Raw genomic sequence first — 17,771 nt, forward strand, 5'->3', positions numbered from 1 at the left:
GGTCAACGGGGCGGACACTCGGTGAGTGCCCGCCCCGGCGCGTGCCCCGGTCCTACTTGGCGGGCGGCGTGGTCTTCTTGGCGACCGGCTTCTTGGCCGGAGCCTTCTTGGCGACGGGCTTCTTCGCCGGGGCGGCGGCCGCGCTCTTCGGCGCGACGGCGGCGGGCCCCACGGGCTCGGCGGACTGCGCCGACGCGGGCTTCGGCTCGTCGTCGGGCTCGACCGTCTCGGCCAGGTCGAGGATCTCCTCGGCGGCCTCGCCGCGCCACGACTTCACGGCCTGCTCGCCGTGCTCGGCGACCTCGTCGTACTTCTCGCGCGCCTTGACCGCGAGCTCGGCGGCGACGCCGACTCCGCGCAGCGCGAGGTCCTGAGCGGTCTCGCCGAGCTTCTTCAGGTCGGTGTCGATCGTGCCGAGCACCTCGGTGACCTTGGCCTGGAGGGTCCCCTGCGCCTCCTTGGCGCGGGCACTCGCCTTGTCCTGGACGGTCTTCGGGTCGGTGTTGCGCACCGCGTCGAAGCGGGACGGGGCCTCGGCGATCAGCTGCTCGACGAGCCCCGGAACCTTCTTCGCCTGCTGGAAGGCGAGGTCCGCGGACCCGGCGACGAAGTACGCGGGGGTGGGGTTGCTCAGGGTCTTGCGCAGGTCATCGGTGATGGCCATGACGAGGGTCCTCCCGGATTCGCGTCGGCGTATGAGGCGTATGAGGCGTATGAACCGTATGAAGCGTTCAGCTTGAGGGTGGTGACTGCTTGGGACCGGCATCACTGCCGTTGTCGACCGCATCTGCATCCGCATCGGCATGCGCATCCGCACCCGCGTGCGACGGCGTCTCGAAGTCGTTCTCCTTGCGGAACGACTCGTAGATCTGCAACAGCACTTGTTTCTGGCGCTCGTTGATGGACGGGTCGGCGAGGATGACGGCGCGCGTCTCCAGCTCGTCCCGCTCCTTCTCGTCGAGGATCCCGGCCCGCACGTACAGCGTCTCGGCGGAGATCCGCAGGGCCTTGGCGACCTGCTGCAGAACCTCGGCGCTCGGCTTGCGCAGGCCGCGCTCGATCTGGCTCAGATACGGATTGGACACGCCCGCGGCATCGGCGAGCTGCCGCAGCGAAAGCTGCGCACTGCGCCGCTGTTCGCGCAGATACTCGCCGAGGTTGCCAACGTTGAGCGATGCCATACGCCGATGGTGCAGCACCCGCGCTAACTTTTGCAAGCAACCGCTTGCAAAAGTGCGCCACGCCACTCCGGCCGACGCGCTGCCGCCCTGACGCGGGTCACGCACGCACACGGAGGTCGTTGCCGTCGATGCGGAAATCCCGCTGCGGGTCGGGCAGTTGGCCGCCGGCTTCGGCCGGACTTACGCGTCCCTGTAGCGGTCCCGTGTTTCCGCGCGGCGTTCGAAGCCTGCCGACTCGTAGGTCGCCACGGCGGCCGTGTTCGAGGTCGGGGTGGCGACGAGTGCGCTCGACGCGCCCAGGTCCCGGAGCGTGGCCGCTGCGGCGAGGGTGATCTGTTCGCCGTGGCCGCGGCGGCGGTGGTCGCGGTGTACGCCCATCGGTTCCAGGATGCCCGGTCTGCCCGGGCCCGCCGACCACACCGACACCGCCCCCACCGCGTCACCCCCGTCGTCGTACGCGACCAGGCAGCGCGCGTCGGCGTACGGCGCGCCGGATGCCAGCGTGTGCCAACGGTCCTCCGTGAACCTCGCACCGTCGAACGCCCCCCGGAGTACGGCCGCGAAGACGTGGGCCCGCTCCGGGCCGATCTCCTCGACGCGCAGGTCCGGAGCCGGGACCGGGGCGGTGAGGTCGCGGCGCAGGGGCGTCCACGGTTCGTCGAGGGGCCAGCCCTCCTCGGCGCCCAGGAGGTCGGGGAGCAGGCAGCCCGGAGGCGCCTCGATGTTCACGCGGCCCGCGGGCAGTACACCGCGCGCCGGATCGGTCACGTCGGCGGCCAACCGCCGTGCCAGTTCCTCGTCCTGGCGGACGTCCGGCGCGGTCGTCAGCCGCAGCAGGTCCGGTCCGTCCAGCAGGCCGATCGCGAGGATCCGCCCGGACCTGCTCCACGTCCTGACCGCCGCCGCGGTCGCCTCCGCGCCCGAGCGCCAGAACCAGCCCAGGTCCCCCGGATGCAACTGCGTCGGCGCCCCCTCGTACTGCCACTCGCGCAGCACGCCCACTGCCTCGACCAGCCCGTCGACTCCCGGATTGTTCAGCACGATCGCCATGTCGGCGATCACACCTCACCGTGTCGGGCGGCCGCACCCCATTTGTTTCGGTTCTCGGCGAGCCCGAGATCTGGATCTTCGGTTGTGGGCTGCATATCGTCGCCGCCATGGCTCTGCGACCCGTGAACGTGAACATCAAGGCCCTGGACGACGCCGCGGTCGGCGGGTTCTGGGCGGAGGCGCTCGGCTGGGGGATCTCCAGTGAGGCGCCGGGCGTGACCAACGTCGAGCCCGGCGGCGGATTCGTCTGGCCGGACGCGGCCGCCGTCTGCGTCGACGTCGTCATCGTCCCGGAGGCCAAGACGGCGACGAAGAACCGTACGCACCTCGATCTCGCCACCACCTCCGCGGCCCACCAGGCGGAGCTGGTCGCACGGCTGCGGGCCGTCGGCGCGGAGCCCGTCGACATCGGGCAGGGCGACGTGCCGTGGACGGTGCTCGCCGACCCCGAGGGCAACGAGTTCTGCGTGCTTGAGCCCCGGGAGATCTACCGGGACACCGGACCCGTCGCCGCCATCGTGGTCGACTGCGTGGATCCGCGGGCCATGGCGCGGTTCTGGGGCGGCGCGACGGACTGGACCGTGCACGAGGTGACGGACGAGCGGGCGGTGCTGCGGTCCGCGGAGGGGGTCGGGCCGTACCTCGAGTTCCTGCGGGAGCCCGGCGGTGGCGGGAAGACCGTGCCGGACCGCGTCCACGTCGACCTCATGCCGTACGCCGCCGAGGACCAGGCCGCCGAGGTCGCCCGGCTGCGGGACCTCGGCGCCGTCGACCTCGACCTCGGGCAGGGCGACGTCCCGTGGAAGTGCCTGGAGGACCCGGAGGGGCACGAGTTCTGCGTCCTCAGGCCGCGCGCCACGTCCTGAGCGAGCCCAATCGCGCCCCGGGACGCCCGGGACCCGGGGGCGGGGGGCAGTACCCAGGGCCCGGGGGCGGGGGGGCAGTACCCAGGGCCCGGGAGCGGTACCCATGGCCCAGGATCCGGGGCGCGCGCTCCGGCCCGTCACTCCGTCGCGTCGCCGAACCACCTGCGCAGTTCCCCGGCCAGCTCTCCCTGCTCGTCGCCCGCCCACGCCACATGCCCGTCCGGGCGCAGCAGCACCGCCGGTACGTCCAGTTCCTCGCTGACGTCGACCACGTGGTCGACCCGGTCCTCCCAGCCCTCGGCCGAGAGCCGGCCCGTCTGGTCGAGCAGCAGGCCGCGGCCGCCGTGCATCAGCTCGAAGAGGCGGCCCCGCTTGAGGCCCACGTCCCGCAGGCGGCGGCCCAGCAGCTCGTGGCCGCCCGCCGCGGTGCCGAAGTCGTAGCGGACGCCGATCCCCGTGATCTTCTCGATCAGGTGCCGGTTCACCTCCTCGTAGTCGATCAGTTCCGCCATCAGCCTGCGCACCGCCTGCGCCCCCGGCTCGACCGACATCAGCTGCATCTGCGCGCGCGTGTTGTCCAGTACCTCGGCGGCGACCGGGTGCCGCTCCGCCTCGTACGTGTCGAGGAGGCCGTCCGGCGCCCATCCGTTCACCTGGGCGGCCAGCTTCCAGCCCAGGTTGAACGCGTCCTGGACACCGAGGTTGAGCCCCTGCCCGCCGGTCGGCGGGTGGATGTGCGCCGCGTCCCCCGCCAGCAGCACCCGGCCCACCCGGTAGCGCTCCGCGAGCCGTGTGGCGTCGCCGAAACGGGACAGCCAGCGCGGCGAGTGCACGCCGAAGTCGGTGCCCCCGAACGCCCGCAGCTGCTTCTGGAAGTCCTCCAGGGTCGGCGGGGCCGTCCGGTCCTCCGCCACACCGTCGGCGGGCACGATGACGCGGTACACCCCGTCGCCGAGCGGCATCGCGCCGAACCGCAGATGGGTCTTGCGGACCTCGGCGACGACCTCCGCCAGTTCCTCCGGCGACGCCGTCATCTCCATCTCGCCCAGCAGTGTCTCGACCTTGCTCGGCTCGCCCGGGAAGTCGACGCCGAGCAGCTTCCGCACCGCGCTGCGGCCGCCGTCGCAGCCGACGAGGTGGTGCGAGCGCAGCCGCGTGCCGTCGGCCAGCTCGACGGTCACTCCGTCGTCGTCCTGCTCCAGGCCGACGACCTCGCAGCCGCGCCGGACCTCGACGCCGAGTTCCGCGGCGTGCTCGGCCAGCAGGCGTTCGGTGATCTGCTGCGGAATGGCGAGTACGTAGGAATGCGCGGTGTCCATGCGCTCGGGCCACGCCTTCGCCAGGCCCGCGAAGAAACCGCCGGCCGTGATCTGCTTGCCGTGCTCCTCGAAGCGCTCCAGCAGACCGCGCTGGTCCATCACCTCGATGCTGCGCACGTGCAGGCCCTGCGCGCGGGACTGCTTGGTCGGCTCCGTCTCCTTCTCGAGGATGAGGACGTCCACGCCCTGCAGGCGCAGCTCCGCGGCCAGCATGAGACCGGTCGGACCGCCGCCGGCGATGATTACGTCAGCCATGAGAATCCCCTGTTCGACGAGCTCGGAAGGGAGATTGTGCGGGACGACCGGGGCCTTGCCGCAAGGCCCCCCGTGCGCTATAAGTTGAGAGTGGCAAGGAGTGGGTTTCCCTCCTTGCCTTCTGTGTTTCCCCCTCTCCCGCGGGGCGTGCGTCGGGACGCGGTTGTCAGACCCCCCGGCTAGCGTGACCAAGAGCACCGGTTTTACGCCAACTCCCTCCCGTACGACGCCGTGTACGGGACTCGCTGCCCCGCGGAGACAACGATGAGCAAGGCCAGCAAGCCCGATTCGCAGCCGACCGCCCCGCATACCGCCGACAGCCACGACCTGATCCGTGTGCACGGCGCCCGTGAGAACAACCTCAAGGACGTGAGCATCGAGATCCCGAAGCGCCGTCTGACGGTGTTCACGGGCGTCTCCGGTTCCGGCAAGAGCTCGCTGGTGTTCGACACGATCGCCGCGGAGTCGCAGCGGCTCATCAACGAGACGTACAGCGCCTTCGTGCAGGGCTTCATGCCGACGCAGGCGCGCCCCGAGGTCGACGTGCTCGACGGGCTCACCACCGCGATCACCGTCGGCCAGCAGCGGATGGGCGGCGACCCGCGCTCCACGGTCGGCACCGCCACCGACGCCAACGCGATGCTGCGCATCCTCTTCAGCCGGCTCGGCAAGCCGCACATCGGTCCGCCCAGTGCGTACTCCTTCAACACCGCGTCGGTCAGGGCGAGCGGGGCGATCACCGTCGAGCGCGGCAACAAGACCGAGGCGCAGAAGGCGACGTACCATCGCACCGGCGGCATGTGCACGCGCTGCGAGGGGCGGGGCAGCGTCTCCGACATCGACCTGACGCAGCTGTACGACGACTCCAAGTCGCTGGCCGAGGGCGCGTTCACCATTCCCGGCTGGAAGTCGGACAGCCAGTGGACCGTGCAGGTGTACGCCCAGTCCGGCTTCGTCGACCCGGACAAGCCGATCCGCGCGTACACGAAGAAGGAGCTGCGCGACTTCCTCTACGGGGACCCGGTCAAGGTGAAGGTCAACGGCGTGAACCTCACCTATGAAGGGCTGATTCCGAAGATCCAGAAGTCGTTCCTGTCCAAGGACAAGGAGTCGATGCAGCCGCACATCCGGGCGTTCGTGGAGCGTGCGGTCACGTTCACCACCTGCCCCGAGTGCGAGGGCACGCGGCTCAGTGAGGGGGCCCGCTCCTCGAAGATCAAGCGGAAGAGCATCGCCGACCTCTGCGCGATGGAGATCAGGGACCTGGCCGAGTGGATCCGCGGCCTGGGCACGAGCGGGACGTACGGGTCGGTGGCGCCGTTGCTCACCGCCTTGCAGCAGACCCTCGACTCGTTCGTGGAGATCGGGCTCGGCTACCTCGCGCTCGACCGGCCCGCGGCGACCCTGTCGGGCGGCGAGGCGCAGCGCGTCAAGATGATCCGCCACCTCGGCTCCTCGCTCACCGACGTCACGTACGTCTTCGACGAGCCCACGATCGGTCTGCACCCCCATGACATCCGGCGGATGAACGACCTGCTGCTGCGCCTGCGCGACAAGGGCAACACCGTGCTCGTGGTCGAGCACAAGCCGGAGACCATCGTCATCGCCGACCACGTCGTCGACCTCGGGCCCGGCGCGGGCACGGCGGGCGGCACCGTCTGCTTCGAGGGCACGGTGGAGGGGCTGCGGGCGTCGGGCACCGTCACCGGACGTCACTTCGACGACCGGTCCACGCTGAAGAAGTCCGTGCGCGAGCCCACCGGGGCGCTGGAGATCCGCGGCGCGGACGCGCACAACCTGCGCGGGGTCGACGTCGACGTCCCGCTCGGGGTGCTCACCGTCGTCACCGGCGTCGCCGGGTCCGGCAAGAGCTCGCTGGTGCACAAGTCGATCCCCACGGACGCGGGCGTGGTCGCCGTCGACCAGACCCCGATCCGCGGCTCGCGGCGCAGCAACCCCGCGACGTACACGGGCCTGCTCGACCCGATCCGCAAGGCCTTCGCCAAGGCCAACGGCGTGAAGCCCGCACTGTTCAGCGCCAACTCCGAGGGCGCCTGCCCGACCTGCAACGGCGCCGGGGTCATCTACACCGACCTGGGCGTGATGGCGAGCGTCGCCACGCCCTGCGAGGACTGCGAGGGGCGGCGGTACCAGGCGTCGGTCCTGGAGTACCGGCTCGGCGGGCGCGACATCAGCGAGGTCCTCGCGATGTCCGTGGCCGAGGCCCTGGAGTTCTTCGGTGGCGGCGAGGCCAAGACGCCCGCGGCCCACCGCGTCCTGGAACGCCTGTCGGACGTCGGCCTCGGCTACCTCAGCCTCGGCCAGCCCCTCACCACGCTCTCCGGCGGCGAGCGTCAGCGCCTCAAGCTGGCCACGCACATGGCCGACAAGGGCGGGGTCTACGTACTGGACGAGCCGACCACCGGCCTCCACCTCGCCGACGTCGAGCAGCTCCTCGGCCTCCTCGACCGGCTCGTCGACGCGGGCAAGTCCGTCATCGTCATCGAGCACCACCAAGCGGTCATGGCGCACGCGGACTGGATCATCGACCTGGGCCCGGGGGCGGGCCACGACGGCGGCAAGATCGTCTTCGAGGGCACACCCGCGGACCTGGTCGCCACCCGCGCCACCCTCACGGGCGAGCACCTCGCGGAGTACGTGGGCGGGGCGGTCGGCCGCTCGTAGGGGACAGCGACTGGCAGCGGACGGACAGCGACCGGCAGCAGCCAGCCACTCGTCGCGGGCAGCCACTCCCCGGCGTGTCATCCGCGAGGGCCACGGCGCCGAGGGGCTGACCGCGGTCACGGAGCTGCTCGACCGCCGCTGGGGACCACGGCCTGCGATGCGACGGCCCGCACCGCGGGGCCCCGTCGGAGCGGCCGCCCCGGCCGTGGTCCGCCGACGGGCTGACCAGGGTCACGGAGCCGCTCGACCGCCGCTGAGGACCACGGCCGGAGGCGCGGCCCCCCGCACAGCAGGGCTCCGCCGGAGCGGCCCCCCGCACCGCGGGGCTCCGTCGGAGCGGCCGCCCGCGCCGCCGGCCACCGTCGGCGGGCAGCGGGCAGCGGACAGCGGGCCGCTCCGGTCGTGCGTCGCCGACGGCCCCGTGCCGGTGCCCTGCGCGGTCCGGCCCGGCCCGATGGCGCGGAGCCACACCCCGCGCCCGCCCCCTGTGGCCCCCGCCCATCTCGTCGCCGCCTCCCCACGGCGCGCAGAATGACGGCCTCCACACGCCCCGCATGCGCCGCACGCATGCCCCGCACGCCCCGGATCCCGGAGGTCCGCATGGCCCACGGAAAGTGCCCCCGCGCCCTGGTCACCACCGCCGCGTTCGCCCTCGCCCTCACCGCCGTCCTCGGCGGCGCGCCCACCGCCACCGCGGCCGTGCCCGCCCCCACCCCCGGCGAACTCACCCCGCACACCATCGAGTCGACCTACGTCTCCGGCGTCTCGTCCGGCGGATATCTCGCCGATCAGCTGCACGTCGCCCACTCCGCCGTCTTCAAGGGCGCCGCCATCTTCAGCGCGGGGGCGTACGACTGTGCGCAGGGCAGCGTCAACACCGCGCTCTACGCCTGCATGGACACGTATATGCCGCGCAAGACCCCGGCGCAGCTGGAGCAGCTGACCAGGGAGCGCGCGGCGGCCGGCCGCGTCGACCCCGTGGCGAACCTGGCCGGCGACCCGGTCTGGCTCCACCACGGCGGCAACGACAGGACCGTCGACCGCCCGGTCAACAACGACCTGGCCACGTATCACCGGGACTTCGGCGCCGACGTCTCCTACGACACGTCGTCGGCCGCCGGGCACGCCTGGGTCTCCCCGCTCGGCAAGGTGGCCTGCGCCTCCACCGCGTCCCCGTACGTCAACACCTGCGGCACCGACCCCGAACGGTCCATGCTCACCCACCTCTTCGGCACGCCGGTGAGCCCCGCCACCACCGCACCGCTGGACGGCACCCTCGTCCGCTTCGACCAGAACCGCCATGTGCCGGGCGGCAACGCGGCCGCCGTCAGCATGGGCAAGGACGGCTTCGCGTACGTCCCGAAGGCCTGTGCGGGCGGCTCGTGCCGTCTGATGGTGGCGTTGCACGGATGCCAGCAGACGTACGGGCAGATCGGCGACACGTTCATGGCGCAGGCCCACGTGAACGAGTACGCCGACACGAACCGCATGATCGTCCTGTATCCGCAGGCCGCCACGTCCCTCGACAACCCGCGCGGCTGCTGGAACTGGTGGGGGTACGGCGGTGACACGCACTACGCCGACAAGAGCGGCAAGCAGATCACCGCGATCATGAGCATGGTCAGGCGGCTGGGCGGGTGAAGAACGAACGGCGGTAGTCGGCGGGTGACACCCCGACCTGTTTCAGGAAGTGGTGCCGGAGGTTGTTCGCCGTGCCCAGGCCGCTCAGCTCGCCCACCCGCTCCACCGGCAGGTCCGTCGTCTCCAGCAGACTCTGTGCCCGCGCGAGCCGCTGGTTGAGCAACCACTGCAACGGCGTCGTACCGGTGGCCGCGTGGAGGCGCCGGTAGAACGTGCGGGGGCTCATGGCCGCGCGGCGCGCCAGGTCATCGACGGTCAGCGGCCGGTCCAGGTGCGTGCGGGCCCATTCCAGTACGGGGCCGAGGCCCGCGTCGTCCGTCTCGGGCACGGACAGGTCGATGAACTGGGCCTGCCCGCCCGGCCGGTGGGCGGGCACGACCATCCGGCGCGCCAGCTGGTTGGCGACGTGCGCGCCGAGGTCGCGGCGGACCAGGTGCAGACAGAGGTCGAGTCCCGCGGTCAGTCCCGCGCTGGTCAGGACGTCGCCGTCGTCCACGTAGAGGACGGAGTCGTCGACGGTGACGTCCGGGTAGCGGGCGGCGAGCTGCGCCGTGTGCATCCAGTGGGCGGTCGCCCTGCGGCCGTCGAGGAGGCCCGCCTCGGCGAGCGCGAAGGCGCCGGTGCAGAGGGAGACCATGCGGGCGCCCCCGGCGTGCGCGGCGCGCAGCGCGTCGGCGAGACCGTCCGGCAGCGGCGCGCCCTCCTCGACGCACGCGTCCGGCACCGAGGTGACGACGACGGTGTCGGCGCCGGCCAGCCCTTCGAGGCCGTAGGGGGTGCGGAGCGAGACCCCGAACTCGCCGCCCGCCCCCAGTCCCGGTCCCGGTCCCGGCCCCTGTCCCTGCTCCTGCCCCGGCTGCCTCGTCGCGCACAGCCGCATGTCGTACCAGTGGTCCGACAGGTCGGGCTGCGGTTTGCCGAACACCGTGAAAGGGATGCTCAGTTCGTACAGATCCCAGGACGGGATCCCGATCTCGTCGGCCACGACGACCGCGACGGAACCTGCGCTCATGCGGGGAGCGTACGGCGGTCCCGGCGCCCCGCGACGGCTGGCAGGAATTTGGTGATCACCGTCACCACTGTCACTGTCATGCCCGGCCGCGCCCTGCGAGCGTGGCCCTCATGACCACAGAGAACGCCACCACCAGCACGAACACCACTCCCGTCACCGTCACCGTCATCGGCCTCGGCCTCATGGGTTCCGCCCTCGCCGCCGCCCTCCTGGACGCCGGTCACCCCACCACCGTCTGGAACCGCTCCCCGGAGAAGGCGAAGCCCCTGGCCGACCGGGGCGCGCAGGTGGCCGCCACCCCGGAGGACGCCCTCGCCGCGAGCGACCTCGTCCTCGCCTGCGTACTCGACTACGACGCGCTGCACTCCGTGCTCGACCCCCTCGCCGCGACCGGCGGACTCGCCGGGAAGTCCCTGGTCAACCTCACCTCGGGTGCGCCGGAGCAGGCCGCGGAGATGGCGCGGTGGGCGGCATCGCACGGCGCCGACTACCTCGACGGCGGCATCATGACGACCCCGCCGGGCGTCGGGAGCCCCGAGATGATGTTCCTCTACAGCGGCTCGGAGGCGGTCTTCGAGGCGCACCGCGCCACCCTCGCCACGCTCGGCGACCCGCTCCACCTCGGCACGGAGCCGGGCCTCGCCTCGCTCTACGACTCCGCGCTGCTCGGCCTGATGTGGGCCGCGTTCACGGGGTGGCTGCACGGCACCGCGCTGGTCACCTCGCAGGGGACGTCGGCCGCGGACTTCACGCGGGTCGCGCTGCGCTGGCTGAACGGCGCGGTCTCCGGGTTCCTCACGACGTACGCGCCCCAGGTGGACGCCGGACGCTATCCGGGCGACGACGCGACCGTCGACGTACAGATCACGGCGATCGGCCACCTGATCCACGCCGCGGAGGCGCGCGGCATCGACAACGCGCTGCCCGAGCTCCTGAGGTCGACGATGGAGCGCGCGGCCGCGGCGGGCCACGGCGGTGACAGCTACGCGAGCGTGATCGAGGTGCTGCGCGGCGACCGGCGGTAGGTCACCGGGGTGGCGGCGGTGACCCACCGCCCTGCGGTGGATCACCGGATTTTCCCCCGTTCCTCCGTCGCAGCGGCGAGGATGGGCGGGAACGATTCGTCGGCACCGGGGGGAGCCACCCATGAACCGTCCGCTGCGGCACATAGCCGTCTTCTGCGGAATCCTCACCCTCGCCCTGCTCCTGCGGGCGAACTGGGTGCAGTTCTTGCAGAACGACGACCTCGCGAACGACAAGAAGAACCGCCGCGTGCAGATCGAGGCGTTCTCCCACCCCCGGGGCGACATCATCGTCGGCGGCAAGTCCATCACCGGCTCGAAGGAGACCCCCGGGTCCGACTTCAAGTTCAAGCGGGTCTTCAAGGAGGGCCCGATGTACGCGCCGGTGACGGGCTACTTCTCGCAGGCCCAGGGTGCGACGTTCCTGGAGGGCGTCCACAACGGCGTCCTCAGCGGCAACGACGACCGGCTCTTCATCAAGCGCACCCTCGACATGCTGACCGGCAAGAAGCAGCAGGGCGGCGACGTCATCACAACCATCGACCCCAAGGCGCAGAAGGCCGCCTACCAGGGTCTGGTGAACCTGAACGCCAAGGGCGCGGTGGTCGCCCTCGACCCGCGCAGCGGCAAGGTGCTCGCGATGGCCAGCACCCCGTCGTACGACCCCTCGGCCTTCTCGGGCATCTCGCTCGCCGAGGGCAAGAAGTTCAAGGCGCTCGGCGACCGCAAGGACAAGCCGCTCAGCAACCGCGCGCTGCGCGAGATCTACCCGCCGGGATCCACCTTCAAGATCCTCACCGCGGCCGCCGCCCTGGAGCACGGCACGGTGACGGACATCAACAAGCCGACCGGCGCGGAGACCCCGTACAAACTCCCCCTCAGCTCCACCCGCATCGGCAACGACGTGCCCGACGCCAACTGCGACAAGGTGTCGATGAAGACCGGCATGCAGTGGTCCTGCAACAACGTCTTCCTCGACATCGCGCTGAAGGTCGGCAAGGACAAGATGCGCGAGACGGCGGAGAAGTTCGGCTTCAACGAACAGCAGTTCATTCCGGTACGTGCCGTCGCCAGCAGCTATCCGGAGAAGCTCGACAAGCCGCAGACCGCGCTGACCGGCATGGGGCAGGGCAGCCTGACCAGCACGCCGCTCCAGATGGCGATGGTCACGGCGGGCCTCGCCAACGACGGCAAGGTCATGAAGCCGTACCTGGTCGAGGAGTTGCGCGGCCCCGACCTCTCCACGATCGAGAAGGGCGAGCCGCACGAGCTGAACCAGGCCGTCTCCGAGAAGACGGCGAAGACCGTCCAGGAAATGATGGAGAACACCGTCGAGAACGGCACCGCGAACAAGGCGCGGATCGACGGCGTCACGGTGGGCGGCAAGACCGGCACGGCCCAGCACGGCGCGGACGTCAACGACGAGCGGCCGTTCGCGTGGTTCGTCTCGTACGCGAAGAACAGCGAGGGCGAGTCGCCCGTCGCCGTCGCCGTGTTCGTCGACCCCTCCAACATGGACATCCCGCGCTCGGAGATCGCGGGCGGCAAGCTGGGCGCGCCGATCGCGAAGGCGGTCATGGAGGCGGTCCTGGAACGCTGAGATCCCCGGGGTTCACCACGGCAGGGGCCTGCTGTGCAGTACGTCGAGGCGTGACACGGCGCGGGTCAGCACCACGTACAGCCGGTGGAGGCCGCGCGCCTCGGCCTCCGCGATGTCCGCCGGTTCGGCGGCGACGACGTGGTCGTACTCCAGGCCCTTGGCGACGGACGCCGGGAGCACGGTGACGCGTGCGCCCAGCTCGTCGGGGCCCGCGCTGCCGATACCGGCCGCGTCCAGCGCCGTACGCATCCGTTCGACGGCGTGGTCGGCGGTGATGACCCCGATCGACCCCTCGCGCCGGAGCGCGTCCCGCACCGCCCCCACCACCCCGGCGGCCACGTCCGCGACCTCCCGCACCCGCAGTTCGCCGTCCCCGCGCAGCGACCGGGCGGGCGGTACGTCCACGTCGAGCCGTCCGAGCAGTTCGTTGGCGAGCCCGACGACGGCACGCGGCACCCGGAACCCGGTGGTCAGCGGCGCCACCGTGGCGTCCGGCCTGCCCAGGTGCGTCAGCACCTCCGTCCAACTGCGCGCCGCCCAGGGTGTGGTGGCCTGCGCGAGGTCGCCGAGGACCGTCAGCGAGCCGAAGTCCGAGCGGCGCGCGATGACCCGGCACTCCATGGGTGAGAGGTCCTGCGCCTCGTCGACGACGATGTGCACGTACCCGGCGGGCCGTTCGAGCAGCCCCTCGATCTCGTCGAGCAGCACCAGGTCGGCGGCGCTCCACTTCGCGGACTTGAAGGACCGAGGAGGCCTGTCCCACAGGATCGCCCGCTGTTCCGCGTCCGTGAGGATCCCGTCGGCCGCCGCGGCGAGCGCGTCCGCGTCCCCCAGCACCTCCGCGAGCACCTCGTCCGCCCGTACGCGGGGCCAGACGGCGTCGAGGAAGGCGCCGACGGACCTGGCCCGCCCCACCCGCTGCACCCATGTGTTGTTCTGCGGCCCCGCCCGGCGCTCGGCCTGTTCCTGGACGACCCGCACGACGCGGCTGCGCACCCGCTCGCGCCCGACCGCGTACGGCGGCTCCTCACCCCGTACGTCCGCCACGATCCGCTCCAGCTCGCCGGACGGGACCCGCCACCGGTACGCCCCGTCGGGCACGGCGACCTCCGCGTCCGCGGGCGGCGGGACGACCCGCGCGTACAGCGCCCTGCGCAGCACCTCGGCCATCCGGGCAGCGTGCTTGACGACGGCGGCGGCCTCGTCGTCGTGGGCGCGGACCGGATACCGCCCGCCGATCTCGTCGCTCACCGTCGACTGCCGTACGCCGGTCTCGCCGAGGGAGGGGAGCACCTCGGCGATGTAGCGGAGGAAGGTGCGGTTGGGGCCGAGGATGAGCAGTCCGGAGCGCTGGACGCGCTGGGGGTAGGTGTAGAGGAGGTACGCGGCGCGGTGCAGGCCCACGGCGGTCTTGCCGGTGCCGGGCGCTCCCTGCACGCAGACGGAGGCGGCGAGTTCGCCGCGTACCAGGTCGTCCTGTTCGGGCTGGATGGTGGCGGCGATGTCGCGCATGGGTCCGACGCGGGGCCGCTCGATCTCCCCGGCGAGAATGCGACTGCCCGAAGCGGGCATGCGACTGGCCGAAGCGGGCATGCGACTGGCCGAACTCCCGGCACAGCCCCCGGCATTCCCTTCCTCACCACCCTCCCCGATCCCCTCCCCCAGGGGCTCGTCCTCCATCCCGGTGAGGTCGGCGGAGTCCCCCTTGCTGCCGGGCGCCCAGCCGAACCGCCGCCGGACGGCGACGCCCTGCGGGTCCTGGGTGCCTGCCTGGTAGAAGGCGCGGGAGACGGGGGCGCGCCAGTCGACGACGAGAGGCGGGGCGGAGGGGTGCTCGCTGACGCGCAGCCGCCCGACGTAGTACCGCTGCCCACGGTGCTCGCCGGCCCCCGCGTCCTCCCCCTCGGCGAAGTCGAGCCGCCCGAAGAACAGCGGGGCCTGCGGCAGCTCGCGCATCGCTCTGGCGTGGCTGCGGAACTCGTACCCGAGCACTTCGGCGTCGGCACCGGACGCGGACACGTCCGCCCCGCCGACGACCCGCTCCTCGGCGCCTTCGACCATGCGGGCCAGGGCGGCGCGACAGGCGTCGTGGTGGCGGCGTTCCTGGGCGAGGGCGTCGGTGGCCGCGGCCGGCGATGTCGTCGTCATGCGACGAGAATAATGCAACCAAGTTAAATTCGTAACCCGGCCTCATTATTAACCCGGCCACAATGATGACCGCGTCTCACCCACCGCTACACTCGGCCCATGCCCCCAACCACCGAGAGCCCCACGAGCGAGAACCCCGCGACCACGAGCGAGAGCCCCGCGAGCGCGAGCAGCTCCGAGGTCCCGCCCGGCCTCCGCGCCCGCAAGAAGCAGCGCCGCTTCGAGGCGATCTCCGAGACGGCGATCGCTCTCTTCCTGGAGAAGGGGTTCGAGAAGGTGTCGGTGGCGGAGGTGGCGGCGGCGGCGGAGATCTCCAAGCCGACCCTGTTCCGCTACTTCGCCTCGAAGGAGGACCTGGTCCTCCACCGCTTCGCCGACCACGAGGACGAAGCGGCCCGCACGGTCGCCGCGCGCCCCGCCGGAGTCACCGCGCTCGACGCCCTCCACCACCACTTCCTGGCCGGCCTGGACCGCCACGACCCGGTGACGGGCCTCAACGACGCCGAAGGAGTCCTGGCCTTCCACCGCCTGCTCTACGGCACCCCGTCCCTGGTCGCCCGCCTCCACGGCTACCAGAACCGCTCAGAACAGGCCCTGGCCGCGGCCCTCCGCGACGCCCACGGCGGCACCCCCCTGGACGCCCGCCTGGCCGCGGCCCAGATCATCGCCGTGCACCGCGTCCTGGCGGAGGACAACTGGCACCGCGTCGCGGCAGGCGAGCCCGTGGACGAGGTCGGCCCGGCGGCGGTGACGGCGGCGAACGCGGCGTTCGCCCAACTACGCACGGGCCTCGCGCGGTACGCGTGACGTGACCGGGCGGCGGCGGGCGCACGGGTTCCTCAGGCGCTGCCCGCGTCGGGCAACGGCGAGGACAGCCGCCACAGGGTGTCGAAGAGGTCCTGCCGCTGGGCGACCTTCTCGCGCCCCGCGGCCCCCGACTCGGCGCGCCAGTGGGTCAGGACGGCCTGGTAGCCCTTGAGGTCGAGGATCTGCCGCTCCGGCGGTACGGGAGCGGACTCCTGCACCACCTTGTCGTAGATGCCGTCGAACAGTTCATCGCCGTTGAGCAGGCAGAACTTCAGAAGAGGCGTGATGCGCAACATGCGGAACTGGACGTCCATGTCGGCCCGGCGGGACCCTCTCAGACTTCGGGCCACACCCCCGAACTCACGCACGTTCCACCGCACCCGGTCGAGCTGATACGCCCGGTACGCGGGGTCGTCCACGGCTCTGCCGTGCGCGTCCAGCGTCCCCGGTATCGCCATCGGCACGGTGAAGTCCGGTACGAGGATGCGCACCCGCACGCTGCGCCGGGCCCCCGCCTCCAGGGCTTCCAGGCTCCGCATGACCGGCGCCTTGACCGTCTCCCCCGTGTATCCGACGGCGTCTATCCGGACCCGCCGCGCCCTTCTGTTCCCCACCACACGCTCGATGTGCTCGCCCAGGTCCGCCGTGCGTATCTCGGAACCGGCCTCGGGGCGGGTCCTGCGGTTCAGCTCGCGCACCTCGTTGTAGAGCACGTAGCCGACCAGGCTGACGATCGAACCGCCCACGAAGGCCTTGCCCTCCAGCGCGTCCCCCACGGGCCGCACGAACTGGGCGACCAGACCGAGGACGAACACCCCGAGCAGCAGCGCCTTGGTCAGGGCGCTCTCCGCGTTCGCCCAGCGCTCGCGCCCCGAACGACGACCTCTCGCAGCCACCAGGCCCCCTCGCACACGGGAGTTGACGCCGTACCCGACAGTGAAGGCCATGGTGCCCGTGCCCGGCCCCGTCAGGAAGAGCACGTCTCCCGTCCGAACGGCCCCTCGTACCACTCCCGAAGTGCCCGCTCGGCGTCCCCCTCGTCCGGCGCCGAGTCCAGCTTCAGGGGTTCCGCCGCCCGGCGTACCGCTCGGCACACCCGGGCCGCCGCGCCCGCGTAGTCGGCGGGGTCCGGGGGGCCGGGCAGGGTGGTCAGGTCGAGGGCGGCTCGCATGATGTCGGGGAAGACCGACTGGGCGTACTCGAAGTCCAGGTAGACGGGGAGGTCGGTGGTCATGCCGTCCGTCATGTCGGCGCGGTCCGCTCGTTCCATCGCCTCGGCCCACAGTTCCTTGACCCGGGTCTGCTCGTCCTTCTCGTAGTCCATGCGGACCATGTGGATGGCGAGGTCGTGCAGGGGGTCGCCGTACATGGCCAGCTCCCAGTCGATCACTGCCAGTTGCCTGCGGTCGACGACGACGTTCGCGCGGTGCACGTCGGTGTGGAGGAGGCAGAAGGGTCTCGGGGTGAGTCGTGGGCGGGCGGGGTCGTCGCGGAACGCGGCCAGCGCGTCGGGGAGTACCCCGACCGCCGAGAAGAGAGCGTCGAAGCGGTGGCGGTTCGGGGCGTGCACCCGCTGTTCGGTGAAGTCGATGAGCCACCGGAGGAATTCCTCGGACCGGCCGGACTCGGGCCAGCCGGGCGGGCGTGGCGGGAGCTCGTCCCCGGGCACCGCAGCGGCGCGGGCGAAGAACTCGGCGAGGGAGCGCATCAGCAATTCCCCGATGGGACCTTGCGGCACCACGTCGGAGAGCGCCCGGCCGGCCCGGTAGGAGTGCAGCGACCAGTCGCCGAAGTCCCTCAGACAGCGCGGGACTTCCTTCAGATGGCGGCTGACCACCGCGAGCAGCTCGGGCTCGCTCGGCCAGATGCGGGGCACCACCTCCACCGTCTCGCGCGGCATCCGGCACTTGACCCGCGCCCGGAACGGCATCGTGCACAGCAGCAGGGCGAGGGACCAGCCGAGCGGCACGACGTGGTTGATGTTGTGGTGACCGGCCACGACCTGGCGTTTCGGGTGCTCCCGGTGCAGTTCGGCGAGGCGTCGGATCCACGACTCGCGGAGCCCGGTCTTCGGCGCCTCGTGGAGGGTGCGAGGCGGAGGGGACGGCATGAGCGCAGAGGGTATCCGGATCACGGAACCGTTCCTGCCACATGCCACATAGTGGACGCCGGCGTGGCGCTCGCG

The 17,771-nt window shown here is 71.7% G+C and carries 14 protein-coding genes; 6 read left to right on the forward strand and 8 right to left on the reverse strand.

Annotated features, from left to right (window positions below):
• Positions 1-52: 52 nt before the first annotated feature.
• From AC07DO_RS20775 to AC07DO_RS20785, 3 genes are all read right to left on the reverse strand, one after another.
• Entirely contained in the window at positions 53-664 is a 612-nt protein-coding gene (locus AC07DO_RS20775; RefSeq protein ID WP_479061461.1) for a hypothetical protein, read from the reverse strand.
• Positions 665-731: 67 nt separating this feature from the next.
• Complete coding sequence (locus tag AC07DO_RS20780) at positions 732-1,181, reverse strand: helix-turn-helix domain-containing protein (RefSeq protein WP_479061463.1); 450 nt, start codon at positions 1,179-1,181, stop codon at positions 732-734.
• A 180-nt stretch (positions 1,182-1,361) separates the two neighbouring features.
• Positions 1,362-2,231, reverse strand: a complete 870-nt coding sequence (locus AC07DO_RS20785; protein WP_479061465.1) for a GNAT family N-acetyltransferase — start codon at positions 2,229-2,231, stop codon at positions 1,362-1,364.
• A gap of 107 nt (positions 2,232-2,338) precedes the next feature.
• On the opposite strand from AC07DO_RS20785, the gene AC07DO_RS20790 reads away from it, so the two are divergent.
• Positions 2,339-3,097, forward strand: a complete 759-nt coding sequence (locus AC07DO_RS20790; protein WP_479061467.1) for a VOC family protein — start codon at positions 2,339-2,341, stop codon at positions 3,095-3,097.
• 137 nt (positions 3,098-3,234) lie between these two features.
• Here AC07DO_RS20790 and rox read toward each other — a convergent pair whose 3' ends face one another.
• Positions 3,235-4,671 carry a rifampin monooxygenase gene (gene rox / locus AC07DO_RS20795; protein WP_479061469.1) on the reverse strand — a complete coding sequence of 479 codons (1,437 nt, stop codon included), beginning with the start codon at positions 4,669-4,671 and terminating at the stop codon, positions 3,235-3,237.
• A 264-nt stretch (positions 4,672-4,935) separates the two neighbouring features.
• Here rox and AC07DO_RS20800 point away from each other — a divergent pair, with 264 nt between their 5' ends.
• Both AC07DO_RS20800 and AC07DO_RS20805 read left to right on the forward strand, forming a co-directional pair.
• The gene (locus AC07DO_RS20800) at positions 4,936-7,356 is read left to right on the forward strand and encodes an ATP-binding cassette domain-containing protein (protein WP_479061471.1); all 2,421 of its coding nucleotides are present in this window, start codon (positions 4,936-4,938) and stop codon (positions 7,354-7,356) included.
• 600 nt (positions 7,357-7,956) lie between these two features.
• The gene (locus AC07DO_RS20805; RefSeq protein ID WP_479061473.1) at positions 7,957-8,997 is read left to right on the forward strand and encodes an extracellular catalytic domain type 2 short-chain-length polyhydroxyalkanoate depolymerase; all 1,041 of its coding nucleotides are present in this window, start codon (positions 7,957-7,959) and stop codon (positions 8,995-8,997) included.
• Here the strand turns inward: AC07DO_RS20805 and AC07DO_RS20810 are convergent.
• Positions 8,978-10,009: a helix-turn-helix domain-containing protein gene (locus AC07DO_RS20810; protein ID WP_479061474.1), complete on the reverse strand. Its 1,032-nt coding sequence runs from the start codon at positions 10,007-10,009 to the stop codon at positions 8,978-8,980. The two genes, AC07DO_RS20805 and AC07DO_RS20810, sit on opposite strands and share 20 nt — an antisense overlap.
• Before the next feature lie 110 nt (positions 10,010-10,119).
• Here AC07DO_RS20810 and AC07DO_RS20815 point away from each other — a divergent pair, with 110 nt between their 5' ends.
• The gene (locus AC07DO_RS20815; protein WP_479061475.1) at positions 10,120-11,034 is read left to right on the forward strand and encodes an NAD(P)-dependent oxidoreductase; all 915 of its coding nucleotides are present in this window, start codon (positions 10,120-10,122) and stop codon (positions 11,032-11,034) included.
• A 121-nt stretch (positions 11,035-11,155) separates the two neighbouring features.
• Complete coding sequence (locus AC07DO_RS20820; RefSeq protein ID WP_479061477.1) at positions 11,156-12,631, forward strand: peptidoglycan D,D-transpeptidase FtsI family protein; 1,476 nt, start codon at positions 11,156-11,158, stop codon at positions 12,629-12,631.
• A gap of 12 nt (positions 12,632-12,643) precedes the next feature.
• On the opposite strand, the gene AC07DO_RS20825 is transcribed toward AC07DO_RS20820, so the two are convergent.
• On the reverse strand, positions 12,644-14,779 hold the full coding sequence (locus AC07DO_RS20825; protein WP_479061479.1) for a HelD family protein: 2,136 nt from the start codon (positions 14,777-14,779) through the stop codon (positions 12,644-12,646).
• A 99-nt stretch (positions 14,780-14,878) separates the two neighbouring features.
• Between AC07DO_RS20825 and AC07DO_RS20830 the strand changes: the two genes are divergently transcribed.
• Positions 14,879-15,586 carry a TetR/AcrR family transcriptional regulator gene (locus AC07DO_RS20830; protein WP_479061481.1) on the forward strand — a complete coding sequence of 236 codons (708 nt, stop codon included), beginning with the start codon at positions 14,879-14,881 and terminating at the stop codon, positions 15,584-15,586.
• A gap of 32 nt (positions 15,587-15,618) precedes the next feature.
• On the opposite strand, the gene AC07DO_RS20835 is transcribed toward AC07DO_RS20830, so the two are convergent.
• Positions 15,619-16,482 carry a hypothetical protein gene (locus AC07DO_RS20835; RefSeq protein ID WP_479061483.1) on the reverse strand — a complete coding sequence of 288 codons (864 nt, stop codon included), beginning with the start codon at positions 16,480-16,482 and terminating at the stop codon, positions 15,619-15,621.
• 71 nt (positions 16,483-16,553) lie between these two features.
• The gene (locus tag AC07DO_RS20840) at positions 16,554-17,696 is read right to left on the reverse strand and encodes a phosphotransferase family protein (RefSeq protein ID WP_479061484.1); all 1,143 of its coding nucleotides are present in this window, start codon (positions 17,694-17,696) and stop codon (positions 16,554-16,556) included.
• Positions 17,697-17,771 lie beyond the last annotated feature (75 nt).

It is taken from the genome of Streptomyces sp. NPDC045678 (assembly GCF_056432085.1).